The sequence below is a fragment of the Albimonas donghaensis genome (assembly GCF_900106695.1).
GTDB lineage: Bacteria > Pseudomonadota > Alphaproteobacteria > Rhodobacterales > Rhodobacteraceae > Albimonas > Albimonas donghaensis.
The window spans coordinates 666,298-691,216 of the sequence record NZ_FNMZ01000002.1 but is presented as its reverse complement, the minus strand read 5'-3'; the positions used below and the strand labels follow the sequence as shown (position 1 = coordinate 691,216).

Here is a 24,919-nt window from a genome sequence, read left to right as displayed (position 1 = left end):
AAATGGCGGGCGCCGCGCTCCGCGGGGACGGAGGCGGCGCGGTCGGGAAAAAGGCGCGGTCCCGTCGCGCGGGGCCGAAAGCGGCGGGCCCCCCGGTTCGCAACCGGAGCAGCCGGGTCAGGGCATGTAAGCCCCGCCGTTAACCCAGAGAACCTGACCGGTCATGAAGGCGGCGTCCTCGGACAGCAGGAACTTCATCGGCCCCACGATATCCGCCGGGACCGCCACCCGTCCAAGCGGCGTCATGGCGCGGTGGCGCGAGAGGTCCACGGCATCGGCCTGCGTCTCGTCCGACCGGCCGGTGCCGCCGCGGATGAAGGCGGTGTCGACCACCGCCGGCCCCACCGCGTTGACCCGGACCCTGGGGGCGAGTTCCAGCGCCAGGGTCTTGGTCAGCGCGATCACCCCGGCCTTGGCCATGGCGTAGGGCCCGAAGCCCGGACGGATGAAGGCGCCGAGCCCGGAGGAGGTCAGCACCATCGCCCCGCCCTCCGCCATCCGCGGCGAGGCGGCCCTGGCGGCGAGGAAGGCCGAGCGCAGGTTGCCCTCGATCACCCCGTCGAAATAGTCGGCCGGGGTGTCGGAGACGGGGCGGATCTCGGAGTTCCAGCCGGCGAGGTTGACGAACCCGTGCATCCCCCCGGGCCAGAGCGCCGCGACCGCCGCCATCGCCTCGGCCACGGAAGCCTCGGAGGTCGCGTCCACCGGGATCTCGGGGCAGTCCTGCGGGTGGCGCGCCAGCGAGGCCGGCAGGTCCAGCACCGCCACCCGGTCCCCCTGCGCGATCAGCGCCGCGACCAGCGCCCGGCCGATGCCGCCGGCGCCGCCCAGAACCGCGATGTCGCGCGTCACGTCGCGACCCCGTCCGAGACGTTGGAGAGATAGGCGAGGATCTCGGCCTCCGACACCACGTCCGCGTATTTGGCGTTCATGTCGAAGAGGTTGGCCTCATGCGGGCCGGGATGGCGGTCGCCGCAGGCCTCGGCCACCACGATCGTGGCGAAGCCGTGGGACATGGAATCCACGCAGCTCGCCCGCACGCAGCCCGAGGTGGTGAGCCCGGTCAGGATCACCGAATCCACACCCGCCGCGGTCAGGGTCGAGGCCAGCGAGGTTCCGAAGAAGGCGGACGGATACTGCTTGGGGATGATCAGTTCGTCCGCCTCGGGGATCAGCCCGTCGGCGAATTCGGCGGTCTTGCGCCCCTTCACGAAGGCCTTGAGCGGCCTGGCCTTCTGCCAGAAGCGCCCGCCATCGACGCCGGTGTCGTGATAGACCACCTGGGTCAGCGCCACCGGCACGCCCGCCGCCCGCGCCGCCGCCCGCACCCGCAGGGCGGAGGCCAGCGCGTCGTCGACACCGGCATAGAGGTCGCAATCCGGGTCGTAATAGGCCTTGGCGAAGTCGACCATCACCAGGGCCGGGCGCTTGCCGTAGCCGCTCCTGTTCTCATAGAGCGCGTAATTGGCGGAGAGGTCTTCGGTCATGGCGGGGTCCGCTCCGGTCAGTCGGTTTCGGGGAAACGCTTTTCGAACGCCCACACGTCGGGGAAGCCGACCAGCTCGTTGAACTTCGAGAAGTCGTGCAGGTCCACGGCCTCGGTGGTCTCGCCATGGGACTTCAGGTCGGCGTAGGCGTCGCGCAGGGCGGCGCCCATGGCGAGGAAGCCGACGGCGGGGTGAATGGCGATGGCATAGCCGATCTCCTTCAGCCGCTCGGCGGGCAGAAGGGGGGTGCGGCCGCCATTGACCATGTTGGCGAACAGCGGCGCGTCGATCTCGTCGCAGACCCGCTTCATCTCGTCCTCGGATTCGGGGGATTCCACGAAGATCACGTCGGCTCCGGCGGCGGCGTAGGCGCGGCCGCGCGCGATCGCCTCATCCAGCCCGAGGCTGGTCCGGCTGTCGGTGCGCGCCACGATCAGGAAATCGTCGGACGTGCGGCTGTCCACGGCCACCTCGATCTTGCGGCACATGTCGGCGGTCGGGATCACCCGGCGGCCCAGCGTGTGGCCGCAGCGCTTGGGGAACTCCTGGTCCTCCATCTGCAGGGCGGTGACGCCGGCGGCCTCGTAGCCCTGCACGGTGTGGCGCACGTTCAGCAGCCCGCCATAGCCGGTGTCGGCGTCGGCGATCACCGGGGTCGAGGTGCGCGCGACCATCATCCCGATCCGCTCCACCATGTCGCGATAGGTGGCGATCCCGGCGTCGGGCAGGCCCATATGGGACGCGACCGTGCCGTAGCCGGTGACGTAGAGCGCGGGAAACCCCGCCCTGTCGGCGAGCAGCGCCGAGATGCCGTCGAAGATGCCCGGGGCGAGGATGAAGTCGCCGGCGTTCAGCATCTGACGCAGTTTGGGATCGGCCATGGGGAGTCCTCCGGTTTTCGTTTGTTTTTCAGTGGGCCGCGAGCAGTCGGCCGCAGCCCGCGATGCGGTCGTCCAGCCCCGCTTCGCGCAGCGCGGCCCAAAGCGTCGCCTGGTTCGAGGTGATGACGGGAACGCCCAACTCGGCCTCCAGCGTCGCGACCAGCGGCAGGGTCGGGAAGTCGGTGCAGGTGATCAGCAGCGCGTCGGAGCCCGGGACGAAGGCGGCGCGCGCGTGGTCGGCGACGGCCGCCAGCGGCGTCCGGGCGATGCGCGGATATTCCTGGGGGCCGCCGGCGCCGATGCCGAGCCCGATCAGCCTGGCGACCTCGAAGCCCTCGTTCCGCAGGAAATGGGTCTCGTGCGCGTTCAGCGCGTCGGCATAGGGGGTCGCGACGGACAGCCGGGCCGCGCCCAGCGCCTTCAGCCCCGCGACGATGGCGGCCGAGGTGGTCACCGCCGCCACCCCGTTGCGCGCCGCCAGCGCGTCGGGCAGCGCGCGGGGCGGCGAGATCATCGACCCCGCCGTGCAGGCGTAGGCCACCACCGCGCAGCCGGCGGGCTTGAGCATGTCGAAGGCCGCGTCGAGGTCCGCGTGCAGGCCGGTGAGCCCGGCTTCGGAGCTCACGTCCGGGTGCAGGCGCATCCGGTGGGTGTGAAAGCTCACGCCCGCGGGGAGCATCGCGCGCCACTCGGTCTCGTTCACCGTGTTGGTCGGGGGCACGATCAGGCCCAGGCGGGCGCGGACGGCGTAATCCGATTGAATCAGCGGAGACATGCTCTTTCCGGCAGATGACGTTTCGGGTATGTCCGGCCCGGATCGCATAGTGTATCCATATTTGTCCATACCTATTCGCTCAGGCGCGGCGCCACGTCTTCAATCGGCACGCGCGCGCTTGCACGAGAGGTCGCTTTGCGCGAGGGGAAGGGGGACCGGGCTCCCCCACGTCCGGCCTCGCGCCGCCAGAAGGAGACCGCGCAGCGATGACGCAGACCGAACCCGCCGCCGCTCCGTCCGCGGAAGGCGCCCGCACCGGCGCCGCCGGCCCCTCCGCCGGCCCGCGCTACGCCCGCATCCAGAAGGTGCTGGAGAACCGGGTCCGCGACGGCGTCTATCCCGTCGGCTCGCTGATGCCGACGGAGATCGAGCTGGCCGCGGAATTCGACACCTCGCGGTTCACCGTGCGCGAAGCCCTGCGTCACCTGACCGAGAACGGCTTTGTCGAGCGTCGCCAGGGCGTCGGCACGCGGGTCATCGCGGCGCGTCCGCAAGTGCGCTTCCAGCAGAGCTTCGACAGCCTGTCCGAACTGTTCCAGGTGGCGGTCGAGACCTATTTCGTGGTGCTCGGAGCCGAGGACGTGACCCTGGACGCCGATCTGGCCGAGCAGGTCGGCGGCCTGCCGGGAGAGGTCTGGGTCCGCATCGACGGCATGCGATGGACCGAGCCGGGCGGCAAGCCGCTGTGCTATATCCAGAGCTACGTGCCCGAGCGGTTCCGGGACCTCGTTCCGCAATTCTCCGGACATCAGGGGCCGCTGTTCGCGCTGCTGGAAAGCCATTCCGAAGAGCAGATCGAGGAATGCGTGCAGGAGATCCGGGCCATGCCGATGCCCGAGCCCTACCAGCGCATGCTCGGCCTTCAGCCCGGCGCGTGGTCCCTGCAGCTTCTGCGCCGCTACATGACCTCGGCCGGGGCGCTGATCGCGTCGTTCAACTGGCATCCGGCGGACCAGATGACCTATGTCATGCAGATCAACCGCTCCCGCCTGATCCCCGACGCGGCCGGCTGAAGGACACGTCGTAGGGCGGGTGCGAACCCGCCTCCCCTGGCCCGCCGGGGCGCGCATCGCGGGATCTGCGGGCTTCACACGAAGTCCGGGCGCCATCCGGCCTCTCCCGCAGGGGCGGCGCGCAGGGCGAGCGGGCCGCGCAGATGGGCGGGCAGGATCAGGGCGCCGTCCGCATGGGCGTCCTCCAGCAGCGCGATCCGCGTCGCCACCGCCTGCTCCCGATCCGCGCAGAAGGCCGAGCACCAGTCCGGCCGGCGCAGCTGCGCCGGGGAATGGATCGCGTCGCCGCAGAAGATCGCCCGCACCCCCGACGCCGCGAGCCGCGCGAGATAGCCGGTGGCCGCGCGGTCATGCCAGTCGGCGCGGCGGGGGCGGGGTTTGTGCTCGCCCACGCAGGCGTCGATCAGGATCGTCAGCCCGCCGACCCGCAGAAGGTGGCTCTGCACGCCCAGCAGGACGTTCCCGGCGGCGAAATCCACGTGATGGGGCGCCAGCCAGGGCTCCGCATCGCGGATCGCCTCGATCTCCGCTCCGGGAAAGAGCAGCCCCAGCGGCAGGGCGAAGGGGTCGAGGTCGATGACCCGCTCGACCGTGGCGGCGCCCAGCGTCAGCATCACATGATCGCCGGTTTTTCGATATGGGGGGACCGCGCGCCGGCGGCGGCCTCGGCGTCGGGCAGGGCCGGATCCCAGAGCCGCGCGATGAAGCGCGCCCCAGTGACCCCGTCCGAGCCCGGTCCGCACAGCCAGCCGATCCCCCGCCGCATGACCGAGGCCGGCAGCAGGTTGCCGTCGGCCCCCTTCCTGTCGGCGGAAGGCGGCAGCAGGTCGGTGTCCGCGGCCCCGCCGGGCAGGAACACGTTGACCGTCACCCCGGTCCCGTCGAGGTCCTGCGCCCAGACGCGGGACGCGGCCTCCAGCCCCGCCTTGGACGGCCCGTAAGGCGAATAGCCCCGCCGCACCATGGTCTGGTCCGAGGTCGAGACGTTCACCACCTTCCCCGCCCCCCGCGCCACCATGGCGGGCGCGACGGCGCGGGCCATGTTGAAGGCGCCGTTGAGATTGGCGGCGATGATCGCGGCCCAGTCCTGCGGGTCGGTCTCCCAGAAGCGGGTGGGCCGGGTGTTGAAGGTCTCGGAGATGCGGCGCATCCCGATCCCGGCATTGTTGACCAGCGCGTCCACCGGCCCGAAGGCGGCGACGGTCGCCGCCGCGGCGGCCTCGCAGGCGGCGAAGTCGGCCACGTCGGCGGCGAGCGTCAGCGCCTCGCCCCCCGTCGCGCGGATCATCGCCGCGGTCTCCTCCAGCGCGGCCGAAGGCGCGGCGCCGGTCGCCGCCACGCGGGCGCCCCGGGCGGCGAGTTCCAGCGCCATCTCCCGTCCCAACCCGCGCGAGGCGCCGGTGACGATCACGCAACGACCATCCAGGGCGCCGGTCATGCCACGCCCCCCGGTCCGCGCAGGCCGGGCGCCGAGGGCGGTTCCGGCTTGGTCGAGATGATATGGCCTTTCATCGCCGCCTCCGCCCATTCCGCGTCCCTCCGCGCCAGCGCCGAGAGGATGTCCCGGTGCTGGGAATTGGAGCGCCGAACGTTGATCGTCTGGTCGCACACGAAGCGCTTGATGGTCACCAGAGGCGCCGCGAAGGCCCGCGCCGTCAGGCTGCGAAGCTGGGTCGAGCGGGTCGCCGTGACGATCGCATCGTGGAAGGCCGCGTTGAGCGTGAAGAAGCGGTCGATCTCCGCCTTTCCCTCGCCGTCGCCGAGCGCGTCGATCTCGTCCACCAGGGCGCGCAGGCGGTCCAGCTCGGGTTCCGTGATGCGCGTCGCGGCGAGTTTGGCGGCGTAGCTTTCCATCCGGGCGCGCAGGTCGAAGATCACCTCGACCTCGTGGAGGGAGAAATCGGCCACGAACCGGTGGCGGTTCTCGGCCAGGGCCAGTCCTTCGGCGGTCAGGCGCTGCAACGCCTCGCGCACCGGCGTGCGGGAGGTGCCGGTCATCTGGGCGAGGCTTTCCTCGCGCAGATGCTCGCCCGCGGGCAGGGCGCCCGACAGGATGGCGTCGCGGATGGTCTCATAGGCCCGTTCCGCCGGCTTGGGGCCGGCGGGCTCGGGGGGCGTGATCTGTTCGTGCGCGGTCATGCGGCCCCTTCTCCGGCCCCGTCGGCGGTCGGAATATGGCTCTCGTGGTTCTCCAGATACCATTCCGCGATCTCCTCGCGGGTGGCGAACCACACTCCTTCGAAGCGCTTGGCGTAGCGGATGAAATCGCGCAGCGCCCGGATGCGGAAGGGCTGGCCGATGACATGCGGATGCAGGCCGAGATTCATGTGGCGGCCCGAGACCTCGGATTCGGCGTAGAGCCAGTCGAACTGCTCCTTGAACACCGCGAAGCCGCCATCGGCGGTCTGGCCCTGCCGCATGAAGATGGTGAAATCGTTGACCTCGGACGTGTAGGGGACCGAGACCATCTTCTTCCCCGACGCGGTGCGCACCAGGTAGGGCTGGTCGTCGTTCAGCAGGTCGGTGGTGAAGATCAGCCCCTCGTCCGCGAGGATGTCCACCGTGTTCATGGTGGAGCGCAGCGAGGACGACAGCCACCCCTTCGCCGGCTTGCCCACCGCCTCGCGGTAGATGTCGAGCGTCCGGCGGATGACCTCGCGCTCCTTCTCCTTGTCATGGGCGAAATCGGTCAGCAGGTCGGTCTGCACGTAGTTGTGGGGGACCAGCTCCCACCCCTTCTGCACCGCGGCGTCGACCACGGCCTTCCGCTCCAGCGCCATCTTGGCGTTCATGGTGCAGGAGGAGGGCACGCCCTCCGCGTCGAACACGTCGAACATGCGCCAGACCCCGACCCGCTGGCCGTATTCGCGCCAGGTCCAGTTGGGGTTGTCGTAGACATTGCCCGCCAGCTCTCCGCCCACGATCCCGGGGCCGCCCGGATAGAACGGCTTGGGATCCTCCCGCGCCCGGTCCCAGTATTCGAAATTCGTGGTCAGGATGATCGCGAGCCGCTTGCCGTCCGGCCAGCGGAGCGGTTTGCGGTGGGGCATGGGGACGAAATCGTAGTGCACGGGCGGAAGGCTCCTGATGGGGTCGCGCCGCCCCCGGACGGGAACGGCGCCGGGCGCGTCAGTGGTGGGAGAGCAGCGTCCCGAAGCCCTGCACCTTGTCCTCGATCCCGTTCATGCGCAGCGCGTGCCAGTAGGTGGCGGTGTTGATCGCGATCACCGGCTTGTCGAGCCAGAATTCCGCAATCCCCCCGACCCGCGCCATCGCGAGGTTGGTGCCCGCCTGCACGATGGCCTCGACCGAGGGGTCGTTGACCTCGTTGATGGCGTCGCGAAGGGTCTTTTCGGTCTCATGCGCGATCTGCACGGGGGAGCCGCATTTCAGCCCCTTCACCTGCACCACCTCGAAGCCGCATTCGGTGAAGTAGCGCTCCACCTGCTTGTCGCCGACCGGCATGTAGGGGGTGACCACCGCGATCCGCTTGATGTCGCCGAAGCATTTCAGCGCGTTCATGCAGGCGTCGGAGCCCATGGCGACGTTCATGCCGGCGCGCTCGACGATCTCGGCCTGGAGCTTGTCGGCCCGGTCCTTGCCGTCCCAGAAGGTCTCCGCGGACATGCCCATGATCATCGCGTCGGGCGAGCAGGTCTTGACCGCGTCGATGGCGTCCATGGTGGCGGCGCGGATGCGCATGACCAGGTCGTCGAAATCGGCGTCGGACTTCACCGGCTTGTCCTCGACGAGGATGCGGGAGAAGTGGTTGGTCACGCCCACCGGACGCATGTCGTCGAATTCCGGCTGGACGGAGGTGTTGGTCGACGGCGCGATCACGCCGAATTTCATCCGGTAGCCGAGGGAGTCGGTCATCTTTTGGGTCCTGTTGGTCTGGGGGCGGGTCAGGCGACGGCGTCGAGGTCGATCAGCGACTGGATCATCGAGGATCGCATGACGAAGTCGCGATGGCGGGCCGGGTCCTCGACCGTGGCGCGCATGTCGTCGTGGAAGGCGGCGCGGGCGGCGGGGTCGGTCTCGGCCAGCATCTTGCGGTTGCGGATGGTCTGGGCCTGCACGGTGTCGATGCAGACCTGGCGGCGCTGACGCTCGTAGCGGCCGAAGACCTCCGGCCCGGCCTCGCCCCGCCACACGGCGGCGAGCTTCTCGACGAGGTTCACCGCGTCGTGGACGCCGCCGTTCATGCCCATTCCGCCCAGCGGGTTGTTGAGATGCGCGCTGTCCCCGGCCAGGAACACCCGGCCCATGACGTAGTTCTTGGCGACCCGCTGATGCACCCGGTAGGCGGTGGCATGGGCGATGTCATAGCCCGCGGGGTTGGGGCACAGCGCCTGAAGCCGGGCCTGCATGGCGTCCGGGTCCTTGATCTGCGCCTCGGTCTGGGCCGGGTCGGTGGGCAGCAGCACCCGCCACAGGCTCGGCGTGCGCAGCAGCACCGCCCATTCCTCGGGGTCCGTGACATAGGCGATCGGGGCGAGGTCGGGGATCGCCGCGGCGAAGTCGAAATGCGTCGACATGCTGAGGAAGATCTCGGGGATGGTCATGCCCTCGAACTCGATCCCAAGCCGCTTGCGGATCACCGAGCGCGCGCCGTCGCAGGCGATCAGATAGGCGCCCTTGTGGATCTCGGAGGAGCCGTCGCCGCGGGTTACGGTCAGGCTCACGCCGTCGGCGTCCTGGGTCACGTCGGCGGCGGTGGCCTCGTAGTGGATTTCGGCCAGCCCCGTCTCCGCGATCTGGTCGCGCAGCATCTCGGTCAGTTTCCACTGCTCGCATTGCAGGCGGTAGGGGTGGCGCGTGGCGCTTTCCAGAAGGCCCAGGTCGAAGGTGGCGACGACGCCTTCCTGACGGTCCCGGAACTGCCATTTCGGGCAGACCAGCCCCTGCTCCACCAGCCGGTCGGACACGCCGAAACGGTCCAGCATGTCCAGCGTCGGCGGGTGGAAGGTGGAGGCCCGGAGGTCCTTGGGCAGCTCCCGGCTCGACTCGAAGACCGAGACCGGAATGCCCTCGGCGGCGAGGCTCATGGCCGCCACCAGTCCCACGGGCCCTGCGCCCACCACCAGAACCCGCGCGTTCTCCTCGCTCATTCCCCGGCCTTCCTTTTCGATGACGTTTCGTTGGCACGTTTCGCTTGACAGCGTTCGGGCTCGCTCTCAATGTGCACAACATGTCTGGACATATCAACGGTAATTTTCGCAAAAGGTCAGGCGGAAGTTTCCAGGTAGGTCCGGTCGGCACAGCGCCTCGCGCAGGTTTCCGATCAATAGCTTGGCGCGTTTGCTGCGCTGCATGAAAAAGGGACGTTGGATGGGGCTGACGGTGGCGCGAAAAGGGGCGGAGGGCTGCGATGCGGCCTCGGTCGACGCCTGTGGGGGGCGCTGGATTGACCCCGCGTTGGGCGCGAGGCGCATCGGCTTTGCACACAATGGCGACGATAAGGTCTCCACATTGTGCACAAACTCCGGCCCGATCGCGGAGGGCGCCCGATGCTTCTGATCCAGCAGGTGGTCAACGGGCTGATGCTGGGTTCGGTTTACGTGACCGTGGCGGTGGCCTTCACGCTCACCATCGGCATTCTCAACTTCCTCAACTTCACCATCCCCACGCTGTTCATGCTCGCCGCGATGATGGGCTGGAGCTTCGCCGCCTGGGGGCTTCCCTTCGGCCTGACCGAGCCGCTGGCCTGGCCGCTGGCCCTGGCGCTGGGCGTGGCGGTGGCGATCGCGGCCTCGCTGGTCGTGGAGCGGTTCACCTTCCGCTACCTGCGCACGAAGCACGGCGATTCCACCGAGCACGCCATCCCGCTGGTGTCCTCGCTGGGCTTCCTGCTGGTGCTCGAGAACCTCGTGCGCATCGGCTACGGCTCCGACGCGCAGCGGTTCCCCGGGCCCTCCGCGGACCTGACGCTTTCGGTCGGCGGGCTGTTCTTCCGGATCCCGCAGGTGATCAGCCTCGTCGTCGTGGCGCTGATCGTGCTGGGGCTCGCCTGGATGATGAAATCCAGCCGCATCGGCCGCGGCCTGCGCGCCATCGCCGAGAACCCGGACGCCGCCGGCATCCTGGGCGTCGACACGCGGCGCGTGGTGCCGGTGGTGTTCATGCTGACCGGGCTGCTCTGCGGGCTGGCGGGGTCGCTGTTCGCGGTGAACTACGGCGAAGTCTCGCCGCAGATGGGCGAGGACATCGGCTCCAAGGCCATCGCCGGCATGGTCCTGGGCGGGCTCGGCTCGCTCTGGGGCGCGGTGGCCGGGGGCATCGTGATCGGGCTGATCGAGATGCTCACCATCCATTTCTTCGGCGCGGACACGGTGCAGGCCACCGTCTGGGGGGCGCTGCTGCTGACCCTGATGATCCGCCCGCAGGGCCTGTTCGGCCATAACGCCATCGGCAAGGGAAAGCTGTGATGAGCGGCTACTGGACGGGCATCGTCACCATCCTCGCGATCAACGTGGTCTTCGCCTACGGGATCTACCTGGCGGTGGCGACCGGGCAGCTGAACCTGGGCGGCGCGGGCTTTCAGGCGCTGGGCGCCTACGCCGCGGCCTGGCTGTGCTTCGAGCTGGACTGGTCGCCGGCCTGGACCATCGCCGCGGGCACGGTCGTCGCGGGCGTCATCGGCATGGGCATCGCCATCCCGATCCTGCGGCTGAAGGGCGTCTACCTGGTGCTGGGCACCTTCGCCTTCGCCGAGGTCGTGGCCGGCCTGATCCTGAATTCCGAGACGCTGGGCGGGGCCATGGGCCTGCCGGTGCCGGCCTATATCGAATGGCAGGTCCCCGTCGCCGCCGCGGTGGCCTGCGCGCTGCTGGTCTTCTACCTGATGGCCACCCGCTTCGGGCTGGCGGTGCGGTCGGTGCATGACGACGACGTGGTCGCCGACCTGATGGGCGTCAACGTGCGCGGCGTGCGGGTCGCGGCCTTCGCGCTGGGCGCGGCGCTGGCGGGGCTGTCGGGCGGGCTCTACGCCCACGCCTTCTCCTATGTGGAGATCCAGGGCTTCAACGCCTCGCTGTCCATCTACGTGCTGCTCTACGTCCTGCTGGGCGGGGCGCAGACCGCTTGGGGGCCGCTGGTCGGCGCCGCCTTCTTCACCCTGCTGCCGGAGGCCATGCGCTCCTTCCTCCCCGCGGCGAAGGAGGCGATCTGGACCGCCTTCGGCGTCACCGGCGACATCTCTCCCCCCGACGAAAGCTGGCGCTTCGTGGTGCTGGGCGCCGCGGTCATCGCCATGATGGTGTTCCGCCCCGAGGGGCTGGTGACCCGCGACACGTTCGCTTTCCCGCGCCGCCGGTCCCCCGCCGCGGCCCCCACGCGGGAGGCCGCCGAATGACCGCCCTTCTCAAGGTCGAGGGCCTGTCGAAAAGCTTCGGCGGCGTGCAGGTCATCACCGACGTGAGCTTCGAGGCCGAGGAGGGCGCGCGGCTCGCGCTGATCGGCCCCAACGGCGCGGGCAAGACCACGCTGTTCAACCTGCTCACCGGCGTGTTCCCGCAGGACGAGGGGACGGTGACGCTCGCCGGCCAGGTGATCGACGGCGCGCCGTCGCGCCGCCGGATCGGCATGGGCATGGCCCGCAGCTTTCAGAACATCCGCCTGATGCCGCATCTGTCGGTGGTCGAGAACGTGATGCTCGGCCAGCAGCACCGGCGCTCCGGCCTCGGCGCCATGCTGAGCCCGCTGACGCTGTTCGGCCGCTCCGAAAGCTGGCGCGAGGCGGAGGCGCTGATCGCCGACATGGGGCTGGAGGCCTGGATGGGCGAGACCGTCTCCACCCTCCCCTACGGCATCCGCAAGCAGATCGAGCTGGTGCGCGCGCTGGCGGCCAAACCCCGCCTGCTGCTGCTGGACGAACCCGCCGCCGGCCTCAACGGGACCGAGACGGCGCAGCTTCGCGACTTCCTCGCCCGCATCTCCGGGACCGGGATCACCCTGCTGGTGGTGGAGCATGACATGAGCCTGGTGCGGTCCCTTTGCGACCGCTGCGTGGTGCTGAACTTCGGCCGCAAGATCTACGACGGGTCGACCGCGCAGGTGCATGAGGATCCGCTGGTGCTCGAAGCCTATCTCGGCGCCCGCCATTCGGGGGAGACCGCCGATGTCGCTTGAAGTCACCGGGCTGGAGGTCGCCTACGGCCGCACCCGCGCGGTCCGCGGCCTGACCCTGCGGGTCGAGCCGGGGGAGATCGTCACCGTGCTGGGCGCCAACGGGGCGGGCAAGACCAGCCTGCTGCGCGCGCTGCAGGGCGCGGTGAAGCCGGCGGGCGGCCAGATCGTCTATAACGGTCATGACCTGACCGGGCAGGGCGCCGCCGCGCGGGTCCGCGCCGGCATCGCGCTGGTGCCCGAGGGGCGGCAGATCTTCGTCTCCATGACCGTGCATGAGAACCTGCTGATGGGCGGTTACCTGCGCGGCGACGACAAGCTCAACCGCGATGTGGAGGCGATCTACGACCGTTTCCCCAACCTCGCCTCGCGCCGGGACATGCGCGCCTCGGTGCTGTCGGGCGGCGAGCAGCAGATGCTGGCGGTGGGCCGGGCGCTGGTCGCCCGCCCCAGCCTGGTGATGCTGGACGAGCCCTCGCTGGGCCTGTCGCCGCTGTTCGTGGAGCGGCTCTTCGGCCTGATCCGGGAGATCAACGCCGAGGGCCTGTCGATCCTGCTGGTCGAGCAGAACACCCACATGGCGCTGGAAACCGCGACCCGCGGCTATGTGCTGGAACTGGGCCAGGTCACCCGCGAAGGCCCGGCCGAACGGCTCGCCGCCGACGCCTCCATGGCCGAGGCCTATCTGGGCGGCGGCGCCGATCCCGCCCCGGCCCCCGCATGACGCTTTCCGCCTTCCATTCCCACAGCGCAGCCCAACCGAAGAAGGAGCGCCCGATGACCCTCAGACCCGCCCTGCTGGCCGCAGCCGCCGCGATCGCGGCGTTCGCCCTGCCGGCCCACGCCGCCGACACCATCAAGATCGGCAATATCGGCGTCACCTCCGGCTTCCTGAAAGGGCCGGGAGAGCCCGCGCTGGCCGCCTTCGACATCGCGGTGGAGGAGATCAACGCCGCCGGCGGCATCAACGGCAAGCCGATCGAGCTGATCCGCTTCGACACCGGCTCCGACCCCAAGCAGGCCGCGGTGGGGGCGCGCAAGCTGATCCAGGATGACGAGGTGCTCGCGATCCTCGGGCCGTTCTCCTCGGGCGAAACCCGGGTGGCGCTGACCGTGGCCGACCGAGCCGGGGTGCTGATGATCCCCACCGCCGCCTCCGCCCCCGGGCTGGTCGACAAGTCCGCCTATGGCTGGCGGCTGACCGAGGACGAGAGCAAGCAGTTCTCCCGCCTGCTCGCCGCCATCAAGGACGCCGGCCTGCCCGCCGAGACCGCGGCGGTGATCTACGTGTCGGACGAGGTCGTCTCCAACACCGCGGGCACCAAGCTCTACCCGCCGCTGATGGAGGCCGCGGGGATCGAGGTCATGGACCCGATCCCGGTGCAGTACAAATCCTTCGACATGTCCGCCCAGGCCGCCCAGATCCTTGAGGCCGACCCGGATCTCGTGGCCATCGCCGGCCTGCCCGACAGCGCCTCCAAGGTCATCAAGGAGCTGCGCCGCCAGGGCTTCGAGGGCCGGATCATCGGCTCCCAGATCTTCTCGGACCCGGTGGTGGTCGAGCTGTTCGGCCCGGAGGGCGAGGGCACGATGATGGTCGCGGGCTTCTGGAAGGGCCGGACCGAGGCCTCCGCCGCCTTCGACGCCCGGTTCCTGGAGGAACTGGACAAGCGCGGCATCCACAAGAAGGGCGCGCACCATTCCGACGCGCAGGCCTATGACGGCGTGTATCTGCTCAAGCAGATCATGGAGGCCGCCGGCGTCACCGGCGACCCCGAGAAGCTGGAGGAGGAGCGCGCCGCGATCGCCGCGGCCATGGAGGGCGTGCGCTTTTCGGGCGTGGTCGGCGACGACATCTGCTTCGCCGGGCATGACGCCGAACTGCCGGGCTACGTGATCGAGATCAAGGGCGGCGCGTGGACCAAGTTCGCCGAGGCGCCCGCCGACAGCTGCGAGTGATCGCCTGAGAACCGCGGTCCCCGACCCGCCGGTCGGGGGCCGGACCCTCGCGCAGGCCGGCTGGGCGGCGCGGACAGACGCAACGACGAAAGGACAGGGACCATGTTGAGAACTCTGGCGCTCGCCGCCGCTTTCGCCGCCGCCGCCGTGACCGGCGCGCAGGCCCAGACCGTCGGGCTCGGCACCACCAAGGGCGGGGCCACGGCGCAGATCTCGACCGCGCTGGCCTCGGTGATCTCGGGCGGCTCGGACCTGATGGTGCGCCCGCAGGCGCTGGCCAACACCTCGCAATATCTGCCGCTGGTGGACTCGGGGCGGCTGGATTTCGGGATCGCGAACTATCCGCAGACCTCCTACGCCATCAACGGCACGGGCATGTCCGAGGGCCAGCCCAACCCCAATATCCAGATGGTCGCCACGCTGGTTCCGTTCAACGCCGGGCTGCTGGTCCCGTCCTCGCTGGGGATCACCGACATCGCCGGGCTGGCGGGCAAGCGGGTGCCGCGCTTCCCGGCCGGATCGCTGGGCGACACCGTGATCTCGGCGGTGCTGGCCACCGCGGGGCTGACCTATGACGACGTGGAGTCGGTGCCGACCGCCAACTTCCCCGCCATGTTCCAGGGCGTGAAGGACGGGACCACGGACGTCACCATCGCCGCCATCGGCTCCAAGCCCACCTTCGACATCGAGGCCGCGTTGGGCGGCGTCACCTTCCTCAACCTCAAGGAAGGCGACGGCGAGGTTCTGGACGCGGCGCTTCCGGGCACGAAGCTGCGCTACTGGAAGGGGCGCAAGGCGGCGCCGGGCGCCAATGACGACACGGTGGTGTTCTACTACCCCTACACGCTGTTCGCCAACAAGGACGTGTCGGATGAGGTGGTGACCAAGGTCCTGACCGCGCTCTACGAGGGCGAGGCGGCGCTGAAGGCCAACGGTCCGCTCTGGGCCGAGTTCACGCCCGAGGGCATGGCCGAGGTCGGGTCGCTGCCCTACCACCCCGCCGCCATCGCCTACTACGAGTCCAAGGGCATCTGGGCGGGCGAGTGATCGCGCGTTCCGGGTCCTGGCGACCTGAATCCGGCCGCGGCGCATCCGAGGCGCCGCGGCTTCGACGACTTCCGCCCTTTCCGCCGAAGGCGCGCGCCGCCGACCGATCCGGGACCTGACCGACCTTGCCGATCTCCTTCGTCAACCGGGCGCTCGACGCCTTCGCCGCCGCGCTTTGCGTGATCACGCCCGCGCTGGCGATCCTGTGGGTGCTGTCGGTCCCCTCGCGGGTCGGCCTGCTGATCTATCCCGAGCAGATGGCCGCCGGGATGCTTGGGGCCGCGATGGGCGTGGTCTATCTGCGCGGCCAGTCGGGCAAGGGCGGCGCGCGGGCGGCGCTGGACATGGCGCTGGGGCTCGGCTCCGTCGGGCTGGGCGTCTACATGTTCCTGCGGTTTCCGACCCTGACCGAGGCCGCGCACCTGCATCAGACCGAGGCTCTGATCCTGGGCGTCGTGGTGACCGGGCTCGTGATGGAGGGTCTGCGCCGGGTGGTCGGCTGGACCCTGGTGGGGATCTTCGCGGTCCTGTTCCTCTACGCGCTGTTCGGGGATCACGTGCCCGGCGCGCTGGTCGGCCGGCCGATCCCGCTCGACGAAGTGCTGCGCTATCTCGGCGTCGATTCCACCGGCACCTGGGGGCAGGCGTTGCAGATCGCGGCCTTCGTGGTGGTGGTCTTCGTGCTGTTCGGCGGCATGCTGATCGCGGTGGGCGGGGGCGATTTCTTCACCCAGCTGGCGCTGCGCGTGGCGGGGAACGGGCCGGGCAACACGGCCAAGGTGGCGGTGGCGGCCTCCGCCCTGATGGGGTCGGTGTCCGGGTCGGCGGTGTCCAACGTGATGTCGACCGGGGTGATGACCATCCCGCTGATGAAACGCGCCGGCTTCCGGCCCGAGCAGGCCGGCGGGATCGAGGCCGTCGCCTCCACCGGCGGCCAGCTGATGCCGCCGATCATGGGGGCCGCGGCCTTCCTGATGGCCGAGCTGCTGCAGATGCCCTACCGGGAGATCGTGCTGGCGGCGCTGCTGCCGGCGGCTTTGTATTACATCTCGGTCTTCGTGCAGATCGACTTCCTGGCGCGCCGGGACCGCATCGCCTCGCTGGCCGATTTCGACCGGCAGCGGCTGCGGGTCGTGCTGCGGCGCGGCTGGATCCCGGTGCTGGCCTTCGCCACCCTGCTGACGCTGATCTTCGAGCTGCGGATGCGGGCGGAGGCGGCGGCGGTCTGGACGGTGTTCGAGCTGGTGGCGCTGGGCGTGATCTCGCGCGCTTTCGGCGGGGCCGGGCTGACCCTGGCCGAGGCCGGGCGGGCGGTGGTGACCACCGGACGGACGACCTGCGACGTGCTGCTGATCACGGCGGCGGCGGGGATGATCATCGGGCTCCTGTCGATCACCGGGCTGGGCTTCGCGCTGTCCTGGTATCTGCTGGACTTCGGGGATCAGAGCCTGTTCGGGCTGCTGGTGATCACCGGGCTGGTGGGGATCGTGCTGGGGCTGGGACTGCCGACGACGGGGGTCTACCTGCTGCTGGCCTCGCTGGCGGCGCCGGCGCTGGTGCAGCTGGGGGTCCCGCAGCTGGCGGCGCATATGTTCGTGTTCTATTTCGGCATGTTGTCGATGATCACGCCGCCGATCGCCCTGGCCGCCTTCGCGGCGGCGAGCCTCGCGGGGGCGTCGCAGCTGAAGACCGGGCTGCAGAGCTTCCGCTTCGGCTGGATCGCCTATCTGCTGCCCTTCCTCTTCGTCTACAAGCCGGCGCTGCTGCTGGACGGGACGGCCTGGGAGATCGGCTATGTCTTCTTCAGCGCGCTGGCGGCGTTGGTGCTGGTGACCGGCGGGATCGTGGGTCATGCGCTGCGGCCGCTGGGCGGGGCGATGCGCGTGGCGTGGGGCGGGCTGGGCTTCGCGATGATCGCGCCGTTGCACGAGGTCGCGCCGATGGCGGTGGAGTATGCGGTGTCCGCGGCCGGGATCGCGGTCCTGGCCGTGTCGGCGTTGATGTCCCGCCGGGCGGCGCCCCGGGCGACCGCGGCGGTCCCGGCGGAACCGGGCCGGTCCTGACCGCCCCGGCCGCGCGAGCTTCCGGGGACGGGAGCCGCGCGATCGCCGGCCCGCCCCTGTCCCGGGAGCGCCCGCGCGGCGGCTCGGCCCTTGCGCGGGCGTCGCCGTCTCCCGGCGGGGCGGACGGCGCGCGCGGGCGTCAGAGGTCCTGGCGCACGATGTCCGTCACCAGCACGTCATGCACGATCGGGCCGAGAATGCTCTCGGCTTGTTCCAGAAGCGCCCCGCGCAGGTCCCGCATCACCGGGCCGGCGGTGAAGACCCCGTCGAAGGCGCCGGACTGGGCGTGGCGGAACAGCACCTGCAGGAAGCGGTCGCGCAGCTTGGGCTCGCGGGTCAGGGCCTCCGACGACATGCCGGGGTCGATCTCGAGCGAGAGGGTCAGGATGACCAGCGCCGAGACCTGCTCCTGCTGCACGACCGGCACCACGAACTGGCGGTCGAGCTTGACATAGTCGCGCTTCAGCTCCGGGTCGTAGGCGGGCGGGGGGCCGTCCGGATGCGCGGCCGAGGCGGTGACCGGCGCCGGCTTCACATGCCCGCCGTCGTCGCGCCCGCCTTCGCCCGCCCTGGCCGGAGCGTGGCCGCCCCCGCCGCCCGTCATGTCGCCGTGATCGCCGGCCTCGCCTTCCGCCATCTGCTCCGGCGGGGGCGGGGGGCGCATGAAATGGCCGGCGGCGAGGCCGCCGCCCAGGCCGATCAGCGCCAGGATCAGGGGGATCAGCATTTTCAAGTCGTCCTCCTTTCCGGGCTCAGAACGGCAACAGCACGTCCAGCACCTGCTGGCCGTAGCGGGGCTGCTGCACGTCGGTGATCTGGCCGCGGCCGCCATAGGCGATGCGGGCCTCTGCCATCTTGTCGTAGGTGATCTCGTTCTTGCGCGAGATGTCGTTGGGCCGGACGATGCCGGCCACCTGAAGATCGCGCAGCTCGTAGTTCACCCGGACCTCCTGATTGCCGGCGACCACCAGATGGCCGTTGGGCAGCACATCGACCACGGTGGCGGCGATGCGCAGGGTGATCTGCTCCGACCTTTGCACCGAGCCGTCGCCGGAGGAGGAGGAGCTGGACCCCAGCCCCGCCGCCGGATCGAGGGGCACGTCGAAGGCGTTGTCGATCAGCGCCGGCAGGCCGAACAGCGCGCTTACCGAGAGATCCTCGCTGTTGCTGCGGTTCCGCTCCGTCGCGTTGTCGATCTGGGCCTCGTCGTCGATTTCGATGACCACGGTGAGGATGTCTCCCTGCGTGCTGGCGCGGCGGTCGCCGAACAGCGATTCCGGACCGGAGCGCCAGAGCGACGCCACGGCGTAGGGCGGAGGCGCCGGCTTGGGCGGTGGCGTGGCCAGGGCCACGCGTTGCGGGGTCACCGGGGGGGCGGGCTGCTGAGCCTCGCCGGGGGCGGTGAAGTCGGGCGCGCGGCCGATATTCTCCAGTCGGTCGGCGCAGCCGGCGGTCAGCGCCAGGGTCAGGGCCAGGGCCCGCGAGGCGGGGCGGAACGCGGGGGCGGTCATGGCGCCACCTCGATCACGCCGTCGGCGGCGACGCGGCCGGTCACGGTCTGCCGGGACGCGAGATTGGCGGCGCGGATCCGGTCCCCCTCGGAGCCGCGGTCCAGCGCCCGTCCCTCCGCCGTGATCAACAGCGTGCCGCGCCGATAGCGCAGCAGAACCAGGCTGTTGCGCTCCACCAATGTCGGGGGGCCGATATCCTCGAGGCGGACGGGGCGGCCGGCATAGAGGGCGACGCGCGCCTCCTGCCCGACCACCTGGTCGATGGATGGCAGGCCAGGGCCCCACGCGGTGGCCGCCATGGTCAGGTCGCTGGGCGAAAGCACCGCGCCGCTGGGAATGGCGCGGGCCGCGACGACCACCGGGTCGGACGTCACCTCGCCCGGCTGGACGCCGCCGGGGGACCAGCCGGGCGGGGCCCAGGACCTGGCCGAGCGGGGCGACTGCGCCGAGGCGTCGGCGGCGGACAGGAGCGCGGCCAGGCCGAGCGCGATCGCGGCGAGCGCCGTCGCCACGCGCCTGCGTCCGCCTTTCGGGGTTCGGGGAGGGATTTCCTGCGGAGCGGCCATGGGATCACCGGATCTGCGTGGTCGAGGCCAGCATCTGGTCGGCGGCCGTGATCACCTTGGCGTTCATCTCGTAGCCGCGCTGCGCCTCGATCAGGTGGGTGATCTCGCGCACCGGGTCGACGGCGCTGTCCTCCAGGAAGCCGGAGCGGAACGTGCCGCGCCCGTCGGTCCCCGCGTCCCCGACATCGGGCGCGCCGGAGGCCTCCGTCTCCAGGTAGAGATTGCCGCCGATCGCCTCGAGCCCCTTCTGGTTGACGAAGCTCACCAGATCGAAGCGGTTCAGAAGCTGCGGATTCACCTGGTCGGCGAAATAGGCGTAGACCTCGCCCTCGGCGTTGATGGAGATCGAGCGCGCGTCGGCGGGAATGGTGATCTCGGGCGCCACGGGATAGCCGTCGGAGGTCACGATCAGCCCGTCGCCATTGCGTTTCAGCGCGCCGTCGCGGGTATAGGCGGAGATGCCGGAGGGCAGGATCACCTCGAGGTAGCCCGAGCCGTCGATGGCGACATCCAGCTCGCCGCCGGTCTGGCGCAGGGAGCCTTGCGACACATCCATCGACACGGCCGCCGGCCGCACGCCGAGGCCGAGCTGGACGCCCGCCGGCAGCACCGTGCCGTCCGAGGCGTTGACCGCGCCGGCGCGCTGCACCTGTTCGTAATGCAGGTCCGAGAACTCGGCCCGGCGCGGGTTGTAGGCGGTGGTGCTCATGTTGGCGAGGTTGTTGGAAATCACCTCGACCCGCATCTGCTGCGCCTGCATGCCGGTGGCGGCTATCTTCAGGGCTCGCATGGTCCGTCTCCTTCTGAACGGGGCGCGCCGGGGAAGGGCGCGGCTTTGTCTCCTGGGTCCGGCCGGGGGGCCGGGGCGGTGCGGCGCGCCTGTCAGGCGCGCCCGAATTCAGGGGCGCGGTCCGGCGTCAGCTGGAGGCGCCCAGCTGGCGGACGGCGCCGCGGATGCGTTCGTCCTCGCGTTCCAGCAGTTTCTGGCCGAGCTCATAGGCGCGCTGGACCTCGATCATCCGGGTCAGCTCCTCGACCGGATTGACGTTCGCGTCCTCGATGAAACCCTGGAAGATCTCGCCATCCGCGGGTTGCAGGGGCTGGTCGGTGGAGAACATCGTCCCGGCTTCCCGCGTCAGAAAGCGGGGGTCGTCGACGGTGACCAGGCCGAGGGCGCCGATCTGCTGGCCGTCGACGGTGATCGCGCCGTCGCGGCCGATCACGACCGGACCGCCGCCTGGGGGGGCGAAAACCGGGGCGCCGCCGGCGTCCAGCGCCGGGTAGCCGTCGCCGGTGACCAGCGCGCCGGCGGCATCGCGGAAGAAGGCGCCGTTGCGGGTCAGGCGCGGGCCGTTCGGGGTCTGCACCTGGAAGAAGCCTTCGCCCTGGATGGCGAGGTCGAAGACCCCGCCGGTCTGGCGCAGGCTGCCCGGCGAGAAGTCGGTGCGCCTCACCCGCGCCTCGGTCATCGAGATCGAGCCGCCCTCCACCGGCATCGCCTCGATCATCTCGGCGAACACCACGCCCTCCCGCCGGTAGCCGGAGGTGTTCATGTTGGCGATGTTGTTGGCGACCGCCTGCATCTCCTTCAGCAGACCGTTCTGGCGGCTGAGCGCGAGGTAGATCGGGTTGTCCATGGGTCAGATCCCTTCTGGCTGATCCGTGCGCGTCATGTCGGCGTCATCCCCCGCCCAGAGCCTGCAGAAGCAGGCCGCGGACGCGATCCGAGCGTTCGATGGCCTCCCGCGCGCCCGCCAGCGAGGGGGGAGCGTCGAGGTCGGGGCGGGAGAGGAAAGGCTCGGGCGTCGTCGTCTGCTCTGGCTCTCCGCTGCCGGCGGCTTCGCTCGGCGTCCGCGCGCCGGGTGCGGGGGCGGGCGTTGCGGCCAGGGGCGAAATCGATCCCGGCGGGGCGTCGCGGTTCGCCATCCAGCGCGCGAACAGGCGGCGCGGATCGTCGTCGGGCAGGGCCTCGGCGTCGTCCCAGGCGGCGCCGCGCCAGGCGAGCTCGGCGCGCTCGTCTCCGCTGTCGGGGAGATGTGCCTCCACGGTGGCGTAGGCCTCGTCATTCCGGTTCAACGCGGCCAGCGCCCGCGCGCGCAGGCGCGCGGGGTCGGCGCCGTCCAGGCCCGCGAGCCGTTCGAGCGCCGCCTCCGGGCCGCCGACCGCGATATCGGCGGCGGCGGCGGCCATCCGCGCCTCCGCCCCGTTTCGCGTCAGCGCGGGGGACAGCAGGTCCAGCGCCGCGTTCGACAGGCCGATGCCCGAGAGCTCCCGCGCCACCTTGACCCTGGCCGGGTCGAAAGCCGGGCTCTCCCCGATCAGCTGGCGATGGGCGAGGATGGCCGAGGCGTAGTCCAGGGGCCCCACATCCTCGGCCCGCGCGCGTTCGAGGATGGCGCGCATCGCCGCCTCCAGATCCTCTGATCTCGAGCCGCCGGCATGAAGCTCGGTCTCGATCACGTCCAGCGCCACGCCGAGCTGGTCCCGCCCGGCGCGGCCGAGAATCTCCGCCACCAGCAGGCGGCGGCCCAGCAGCGTGCCCTGGTGTTCGAAGGCGGCGAGCGCGATGTCCTCCACCAACTGGTCGGGCAGGCGGTCGCTGCGGGCCAGGATGCTGTCGGCGAGGTCCAGCATCGCTTCCGGCGCCAGGGGGCCGCCATGATCCACGACGGCGGCGAGCAGCGCGTCGCCGGATGCGACGTCGCCGCGGGCCAGCGCCAGCCGGCCGAGAGACATGCGCCAGGCGTCGCCATGGTCGCCGGGAGCGCGATCCAGCCGCAGCCGCGCCTCTTCGGCGAGATCGAGCGCGCCGGCCTGGATCAGCGTGTCCAGAAGATCCGGGCCCACGCGACGGCGGATCGTCAGGGGCAGTTCCGCGAAGGCGTCGAGCACGCTTTCGCCCCAGTCCGGGTCATCGAGCTCATCGGGGCCGGGGGGATAGTCGGCCGCGAGCCGCCACATGCCGGCGCGTCCCCCGCAGCCGTCGGCGGAGGCCAGGGGGCCTTCCGGCGCCGCCGGGTCGCCATCGGCCATGCGGGCGATGTCCTCAAGCACCGCGGCCTCGGGGATCGGCGGCACGAATTCCTCGAGCACCTGACGCGCCTCGATCCCGAAGCCGAGACCGGTCTGCAGCCGGGCGAGGGCCAGCGCCGCCTTCGGGTCGGCCCGGTCGAACTCCACGGTGAGCGCGCCCCGCAGCGCGGCCATCTCGGCATAGGGGGCGTCGACGGGGAGCCATGCGGTCGGGTCGAGGTGAGGCTCGGCGGCGCAGGGCTCCGGCCCCGGGGGCGCGGGGCGGGGGCCGACGGCGTCGAAGGCGGTGCGCGCGTCGAGTTGAATGGGCGGGGGCGGTCCGGTCCGGGCGGGCGTCGAAGGCGCATCCCGGGGCGACGTCTCCGGGGGAGCGGGCGACGACGCGGCGGAGCCGGTGGCTTCCTTAGGCGCATCGGATGCGTCTGATGCGGTGTTGACCGCCGGCGCTTCCTCCGGCGGGCGCGGTTCGGCGGCCGTCTCTGCTTCGGCAGGCTTTTCGGCGGCGGCATCGGCCGGCGCGTCGGCGCCCGTGCGGGCGTCGCCACGCGCTTCCGGGCTGCGGAATTCGACAAGGCCCTGGTCGGCGGCCCTGGACAACTGCTGCAGCAGCCGGCGCTGCGCGTCGGAAACGGTGACCTCGTCGGGCTCGGAGGTTTGCGGCGTCGCGGTCGTCGCCTGCGCGTCAGGGGAGACGGTCTCCGGGGTCGACTGCGGGTCCTCGAGCAGGATCGCGGATGTGGCGGGCGCGGGTTCGTCGCGTTTGATGTCCAGCGCGGAGGGCAGGCGGCGCGCGGGCGGACCTGACGACAGGCCGGATCCTGCGGTCTGCGCGTCGGACCCGCCGGGATCGCCGCCGCCGTTCCGATCGGTCGGGGCCGCGCCATCGTCGCCGCCCGCGCCGGCGCTCTCCGGCTGCACGGACGACGGCTCGTCATTCTCGGGCCGGATGTCGATGACCAGCATGCCTGGCTGGAACTCGTAAGTCTCCGCGTCGCAGGAGCAGGACAGCGACAGCATCAGTCGCGTGCCGTCGCGCCCCCGCTCGCTCCGCGCGCTGGTGACGCGAGAGACGCGGCGGCCGGGGAAAATCTGCGTGGTGTCGAACAGAAGCTCCCGGTCGCGGAACAGAACGGTCAGGATGCGGCCGTTGCGGGTCGCGTCCCATTCGCCGAGACGGGGCACATCGAGCGCGATGCGGCTGAAGCCGGCATGTTCGCCGGCGCGCAGCCGGGCCTGTTCCTGCGCTTCCGCGAGCGAAGGAAGCAATCCCGGCGCAAGCATGGCCAGCGCCAGGCCGAGGGCCCGGGCGACCTGGACCCGGCGCCGGGTCGCGCGCGTCGCATTCGTTGCCGACCGGGTCATGCGACCTTCGCCTCACGCAGCGCATCGCTGAGGTCCGAGAAGGACGGTCGCAGGCCGCGCGGCGTGTTCTGGCGACCGACCTCGACGCAGATGTCGGGCGAGTGGTTGTGCAGCGCCGCCACCAGCACCTCGCGGATCAGAAGATAGAAGGTGTGGTCCTCCTCCAGCACGCCCTTCACGCGGGCGGCCATCGGGCCGACGAAGCCGTAGGCGAGGAACACGCCGAGGAAGGTGCCGACCAGGGCGCCGCCGATCATGCCGCCCAGCACCGCGGGCGGCTGGTCGATGGCGGCCATGGTCTTGATGACGCCCAGCACGGCCGCGACGATTCCCAGCGCCGGCAGCGCGTCGGCGACGTTCTGCAGCGCGTGCGAGGAATGCATGGCGTGGTGCTTTCGGGTTTCGAGCTGCTTTTCCAGCACTTCCTCGACCTGGTGGGGGTCGTCGTAGTTCATCGATCCGGCGCGCAGCGTGTCGCAGATCAGGTCGACCGCGCCGCCATCCGACTGAATGCGCGGGTACCGCGCGAAGATCGCCGAGTCCTGGGGGCTTTCGACATGCTGCTCCAGATCCATCGGGTTGTTGCGGCCGACGCGAATCAACTCGAACAGCAGGCAGAGCAGGTCCCGGTAATCCTGGGGCTTCCACTTGGGCCCCTTGAAGACCTTGCCGACGTCGCCGATCGTGTGCTTCACGGCCGCCATGTCGTTGGACAGCAGAAAGGCGCCGACAGCGGCGCCGCCGATCATCATCATCTCGAACGGCAGGGAGGCGAGGATGATGCCCATCTTGCCGCCCGCCGCCATGTAACCGCCGAAGACCATGGCGAATGTGACGGCGATTCCCACGAATCCGATCATGTCTCTTCCCCGCTTTCCGCGCCCTTGCGGCGCCCCCGTTGCGCCGCTCCGGACGCAGGCCGACCCTGCGCGGATCCGGTTAAGAAAAGCTGAGGCCGGGGGGGCGAGATGCGCGGAATTCGAGCGGCCGCCCCCTGGTCTCGAACGGGCCCCGGCCGGCGACGCGCCGCGCGTCGCACGGGCGTTCCGACGCGTGGTTCTTCACGGCGGGGGCGCGCGGAACGGCGCGCGGCGC

Annotated in this window: 25 protein-coding genes; 8 read left to right on the top strand and 17 right to left on the bottom strand. The window is 70.7% G+C overall.

The features are described from left to right. Positions 1-117: 117 nt before the first annotated feature. The 4 genes from BLV24_RS09055 to BLV24_RS09040 are packed head-to-tail and all read right to left on the bottom strand — an operon-like array spanning position 118 to position 3,143. Positions 118-852 (bottom strand): SDR family NAD(P)-dependent oxidoreductase, encoded by a 735-nt coding sequence (locus tag BLV24_RS09055; protein WP_176954692.1) that lies wholly within the window; start codon positions 850-852, stop codon positions 118-120. Beyond that, positions 849-1,487 (bottom strand): isochorismatase family protein, encoded by a 639-nt coding sequence (locus tag BLV24_RS09050; RefSeq protein ID WP_092680822.1) that lies wholly within the window; start codon positions 1,485-1,487, stop codon positions 849-851. Before BLV24_RS09050 ends, BLV24_RS09055 begins: the two co-directional genes overlap by 4 nt. Before the next feature lie 17 nt (positions 1,488-1,504). Beyond that, on the bottom strand, positions 1,505-2,368 hold the full coding sequence (locus tag BLV24_RS09045) for an isocitrate lyase/PEP mutase family protein (RefSeq protein WP_092680821.1): 864 nt from the start codon (positions 2,366-2,368) through the stop codon (positions 1,505-1,507). A gap of 28 nt (positions 2,369-2,396) precedes the next feature. Continuing rightward, positions 2,397-3,143 carry a maleate cis-trans isomerase family protein gene (locus tag BLV24_RS09040; protein ID WP_092680820.1) on the bottom strand — a complete coding sequence of 249 codons (747 nt, stop codon included), beginning with the start codon at positions 3,141-3,143 and terminating at the stop codon, positions 2,397-2,399. Between the two features lie 206 nt (positions 3,144-3,349). Here BLV24_RS09040 and BLV24_RS09035 point away from each other — a divergent pair, with 206 nt between their 5' ends. Continuing rightward, positions 3,350-4,156 (top strand): GntR family transcriptional regulator, encoded by an 807-nt coding sequence (locus BLV24_RS09035; RefSeq protein ID WP_092680819.1) that lies wholly within the window; start codon positions 3,350-3,352, stop codon positions 4,154-4,156. Positions 4,157-4,230: 74 nt separating this feature from the next. Here BLV24_RS09035 and BLV24_RS09030 read toward each other — a convergent pair whose 3' ends face one another. Genes BLV24_RS09030 through BLV24_RS09005 form a run of 6 tightly spaced genes read right to left on the bottom strand, consistent with a single transcriptional unit; the run spans position 4,231 to position 9,267 of the window. After that, the gene (locus BLV24_RS09030; RefSeq protein WP_176954691.1) at positions 4,231-4,770 is read right to left on the bottom strand and encodes an MBL fold metallo-hydrolase; all 540 of its coding nucleotides are present in this window, start codon (positions 4,768-4,770) and stop codon (positions 4,231-4,233) included. Beyond that, a complete protein-coding gene (locus tag BLV24_RS09025; RefSeq protein WP_092680818.1) occupies positions 4,770-5,594 on the bottom strand; it encodes an SDR family NAD(P)-dependent oxidoreductase in 825 nt (274 codons plus the stop codon). The genes BLV24_RS09030 and BLV24_RS09025 overlap by 1 nt, the downstream gene beginning before the upstream one ends. Further along, positions 5,591-6,295, bottom strand: a complete 705-nt coding sequence (locus BLV24_RS09020) for a GntR family transcriptional regulator (protein ID WP_176954690.1) — start codon at positions 6,293-6,295, stop codon at positions 5,591-5,593. The genes BLV24_RS09025 and BLV24_RS09020 overlap by 4 nt, the downstream gene beginning before the upstream one ends. Next, positions 6,292-7,227 carry a polysaccharide deacetylase family protein gene (locus tag BLV24_RS09015; protein ID WP_092680816.1) on the bottom strand — a complete coding sequence of 312 codons (936 nt, stop codon included), beginning with the start codon at positions 7,225-7,227 and terminating at the stop codon, positions 6,292-6,294. The genes BLV24_RS09020 and BLV24_RS09015 overlap by 4 nt, the downstream gene beginning before the upstream one ends. Positions 7,228-7,285: 58 nt before the next feature. Further along, positions 7,286-8,032, bottom strand: a complete 747-nt coding sequence (locus BLV24_RS09010) for a maleate cis-trans isomerase family protein (protein ID WP_092680815.1) — start codon at positions 8,030-8,032, stop codon at positions 7,286-7,288. A gap of 29 nt (positions 8,033-8,061) precedes the next feature. Beyond that, on the bottom strand, positions 8,062-9,267 hold the full coding sequence (locus tag BLV24_RS09005) for an FAD-dependent oxidoreductase (RefSeq protein WP_092680814.1): 1,206 nt from the start codon (positions 9,265-9,267) through the stop codon (positions 8,062-8,064). A 399-nt stretch (positions 9,268-9,666) separates the two neighbouring features. Between BLV24_RS09005 and BLV24_RS09000 the strand changes: the two genes are divergently transcribed. The 7 genes from BLV24_RS09000 (at position 9,667) to BLV24_RS08970 (ending at position 17,352) form a co-directional block, all read left to right on the top strand. Then, positions 9,667-10,584 carry a branched-chain amino acid ABC transporter permease gene (locus tag BLV24_RS09000; protein ID WP_092680813.1) on the top strand — a complete coding sequence of 306 codons (918 nt, stop codon included), beginning with the start codon at positions 9,667-9,669 and terminating at the stop codon, positions 10,582-10,584. Beyond that, the gene (locus BLV24_RS08995; protein ID WP_092680812.1) at positions 10,584-11,510 is read left to right on the top strand and encodes a branched-chain amino acid ABC transporter permease; all 927 of its coding nucleotides are present in this window, start codon (positions 10,584-10,586) and stop codon (positions 11,508-11,510) included. Before BLV24_RS09000 ends, BLV24_RS08995 begins: the two co-directional genes overlap by 1 nt. After that, positions 11,507-12,286: an ABC transporter ATP-binding protein gene (locus BLV24_RS08990; protein ID WP_092680811.1), complete on the top strand. Its 780-nt coding sequence runs from the start codon at positions 11,507-11,509 to the stop codon at positions 12,284-12,286. The genes BLV24_RS08995 and BLV24_RS08990 overlap by 4 nt, the downstream gene beginning before the upstream one ends. Next, on the top strand, positions 12,276-13,007 hold the full coding sequence (locus BLV24_RS08985; protein ID WP_092680810.1) for an ABC transporter ATP-binding protein: 732 nt from the start codon (positions 12,276-12,278) through the stop codon (positions 13,005-13,007). Before BLV24_RS08990 ends, BLV24_RS08985 begins: the two co-directional genes overlap by 11 nt. Positions 13,008-13,060: 53 nt before the next feature. Then, positions 13,061-14,242, top strand: a complete 1,182-nt coding sequence (locus BLV24_RS08980) for an ABC transporter substrate-binding protein (RefSeq protein WP_176954689.1) — start codon at positions 13,061-13,063, stop codon at positions 14,240-14,242. 102 nt (positions 14,243-14,344) lie between these two features. Continuing rightward, on the top strand, positions 14,345-15,289 hold the full coding sequence (locus BLV24_RS08975) for a TAXI family TRAP transporter solute-binding subunit (protein ID WP_092680808.1): 945 nt from the start codon (positions 14,345-14,347) through the stop codon (positions 15,287-15,289). 125 nt (positions 15,290-15,414) lie between these two features. Continuing rightward, on the top strand, positions 15,415-17,352 hold the full coding sequence (locus BLV24_RS08970) for a TRAP transporter permease (RefSeq protein ID WP_092680807.1): 1,938 nt from the start codon (positions 15,415-15,417) through the stop codon (positions 17,350-17,352). Positions 17,353-17,491: 139 nt separating this feature from the next. Here the strand turns inward: BLV24_RS08970 and BLV24_RS08965 are convergent, their stop codons facing one another. From BLV24_RS08965 to motA, 7 genes are all read right to left on the bottom strand, one after another. Further along, the gene (locus BLV24_RS08965) at positions 17,492-18,079 is read right to left on the bottom strand and encodes a flagellar basal body-associated FliL family protein (protein WP_092680806.1); all 588 of its coding nucleotides are present in this window, start codon (positions 18,077-18,079) and stop codon (positions 17,492-17,494) included. A gap of 25 nt (positions 18,080-18,104) precedes the next feature. Beyond that, positions 18,105-18,863 (bottom strand): flagellar basal body L-ring protein FlgH, encoded by a 759-nt coding sequence (gene flgH / locus BLV24_RS08960; protein WP_092680805.1) that lies wholly within the window; start codon positions 18,861-18,863, stop codon positions 18,105-18,107. Next, positions 18,860-19,237: a flagellar basal body P-ring formation chaperone FlgA gene (gene flgA / locus BLV24_RS08955; RefSeq protein WP_245710490.1), complete on the bottom strand. Its 378-nt coding sequence runs from the start codon at positions 19,235-19,237 to the stop codon at positions 18,860-18,862. The genes flgH and flgA overlap by 4 nt, the downstream gene beginning before the upstream one ends. Positions 19,238-19,433: 196 nt before the next feature. Continuing rightward, positions 19,434-20,219 carry a flagellar basal-body rod protein FlgG gene (gene flgG, locus BLV24_RS08950; RefSeq protein WP_092680803.1) on the bottom strand — a complete coding sequence of 262 codons (786 nt, stop codon included), beginning with the start codon at positions 20,217-20,219 and terminating at the stop codon, positions 19,434-19,436. 127 nt (positions 20,220-20,346) lie between these two features. Next, positions 20,347-21,066, bottom strand: coding sequence for a flagellar hook-basal body complex protein (locus tag BLV24_RS08945; RefSeq protein WP_092680802.1), 720 nt, complete (start codon positions 21,064-21,066; stop codon positions 20,347-20,349). A gap of 43 nt (positions 21,067-21,109) precedes the next feature. Further along, complete coding sequence (locus tag BLV24_RS08940; RefSeq protein WP_092680801.1) at positions 21,110-23,824, bottom strand: hypothetical protein; 2,715 nt, start codon at positions 23,822-23,824, stop codon at positions 21,110-21,112. Continuing rightward, positions 23,821-24,684 carry a flagellar motor stator protein MotA gene (gene motA, locus BLV24_RS08935; RefSeq protein ID WP_092680800.1) on the bottom strand — a complete coding sequence of 288 codons (864 nt, stop codon included), beginning with the start codon at positions 24,682-24,684 and terminating at the stop codon, positions 23,821-23,823. Before motA ends, BLV24_RS08940 begins: the two co-directional genes overlap by 4 nt. Between the last annotated feature and the right edge of the window lie 235 nt (positions 24,685-24,919).

Excerpts from the sequence above, each read along its gene's own strand:
- BLV24_RS09010 (WP_092680815.1), bottom strand. The coding sequence starts at position 8,032 with ATGACCGACTCCCTCGGCTACCGGATGAAATTCGGCGTGATCGCGCCG.
- BLV24_RS08985 (WP_092680810.1), top strand. The coding sequence starts at position 12,276 with ATGTCGCTTGAAGTCACCGGGCTGGAGGTCGCCTACGGCCGCACCCGC.
- BLV24_RS08945 (WP_092680802.1), bottom strand. The coding sequence starts at position 21,066 with ATGGACAACCCGATCTACCTCGCGCTCAGCCGCCAGAACGGTCTGCTG.
- BLV24_RS09000 (WP_092680813.1), top strand. The coding sequence starts at position 9,667 with ATGCTTCTGATCCAGCAGGTGGTCAACGGGCTGATGCTGGGTTCGGTT.
- BLV24_RS09005 (WP_092680814.1), bottom strand. The coding sequence starts at position 9,267 with ATGAGCGAGGAGAACGCGCGGGTTCTGGTGGTGGGCGCAGGGCCCGTG.
- flgG (WP_092680803.1), bottom strand. The coding sequence starts at position 20,219 with ATGCGAGCCCTGAAGATAGCCGCCACCGGCATGCAGGCGCAGCAGATG.
- BLV24_RS08965 (WP_092680806.1), bottom strand. The coding sequence starts at position 18,079 with ATGCTGATCCCCCTGATCCTGGCGCTGATCGGCCTGGGCGGCGGCCTC.
- flgH (WP_092680805.1), bottom strand. The coding sequence starts at position 18,863 with ATGACCGCCCCCGCGTTCCGCCCCGCCTCGCGGGCCCTGGCCCTGACC.
- BLV24_RS09020 (WP_176954690.1), bottom strand. The coding sequence starts at position 6,295 with ATGACCGCGCACGAACAGATCACGCCCCCCGAGCCCGCCGGCCCCAAG.
- BLV24_RS09030 (WP_176954691.1), bottom strand. The coding sequence starts at position 4,770 with ATGCTGACGCTGGGCGCCGCCACGGTCGAGCGGGTCATCGACCTCGAC.
- BLV24_RS08980 (WP_176954689.1), top strand. The coding sequence starts at position 13,061 with ATGACCCTCAGACCCGCCCTGCTGGCCGCAGCCGCCGCGATCGCGGCG.
- BLV24_RS09025 (WP_092680818.1), bottom strand. The coding sequence starts at position 5,594 with ATGACCGGCGCCCTGGATGGTCGTTGCGTGATCGTCACCGGCGCCTCG.
- BLV24_RS08995 (WP_092680812.1), top strand. The coding sequence starts at position 10,584 with ATGAGCGGCTACTGGACGGGCATCGTCACCATCCTCGCGATCAACGTG.
- motA (WP_092680800.1), bottom strand. The coding sequence starts at position 24,684 with ATGATCGGATTCGTGGGAATCGCCGTCACATTCGCCATGGTCTTCGGC.
- BLV24_RS08990 (WP_092680811.1), top strand. The coding sequence starts at position 11,507 with ATGACCGCCCTTCTCAAGGTCGAGGGCCTGTCGAAAAGCTTCGGCGGC.
- BLV24_RS09035 (WP_092680819.1), top strand. The coding sequence starts at position 3,350 with ATGACGCAGACCGAACCCGCCGCCGCTCCGTCCGCGGAAGGCGCCCGC.
- BLV24_RS09040 (WP_092680820.1), bottom strand. The coding sequence starts at position 3,143 with ATGTCTCCGCTGATTCAATCGGATTACGCCGTCCGCGCCCGCCTGGGC.
- BLV24_RS09050 (WP_092680822.1), bottom strand. The coding sequence starts at position 1,487 with ATGACCGAAGACCTCTCCGCCAATTACGCGCTCTATGAGAACAGGAGC.
- BLV24_RS09045 (WP_092680821.1), bottom strand. The coding sequence starts at position 2,368 with ATGGCCGATCCCAAACTGCGTCAGATGCTGAACGCCGGCGACTTCATC.
- BLV24_RS08975 (WP_092680808.1), top strand. The coding sequence starts at position 14,345 with ATGTTGAGAACTCTGGCGCTCGCCGCCGCTTTCGCCGCCGCCGCCGTG.
- BLV24_RS08940 (WP_092680801.1), bottom strand. The coding sequence starts at position 23,824 with ATGACCCGGTCGGCAACGAATGCGACGCGCGCGACCCGGCGCCGGGTC.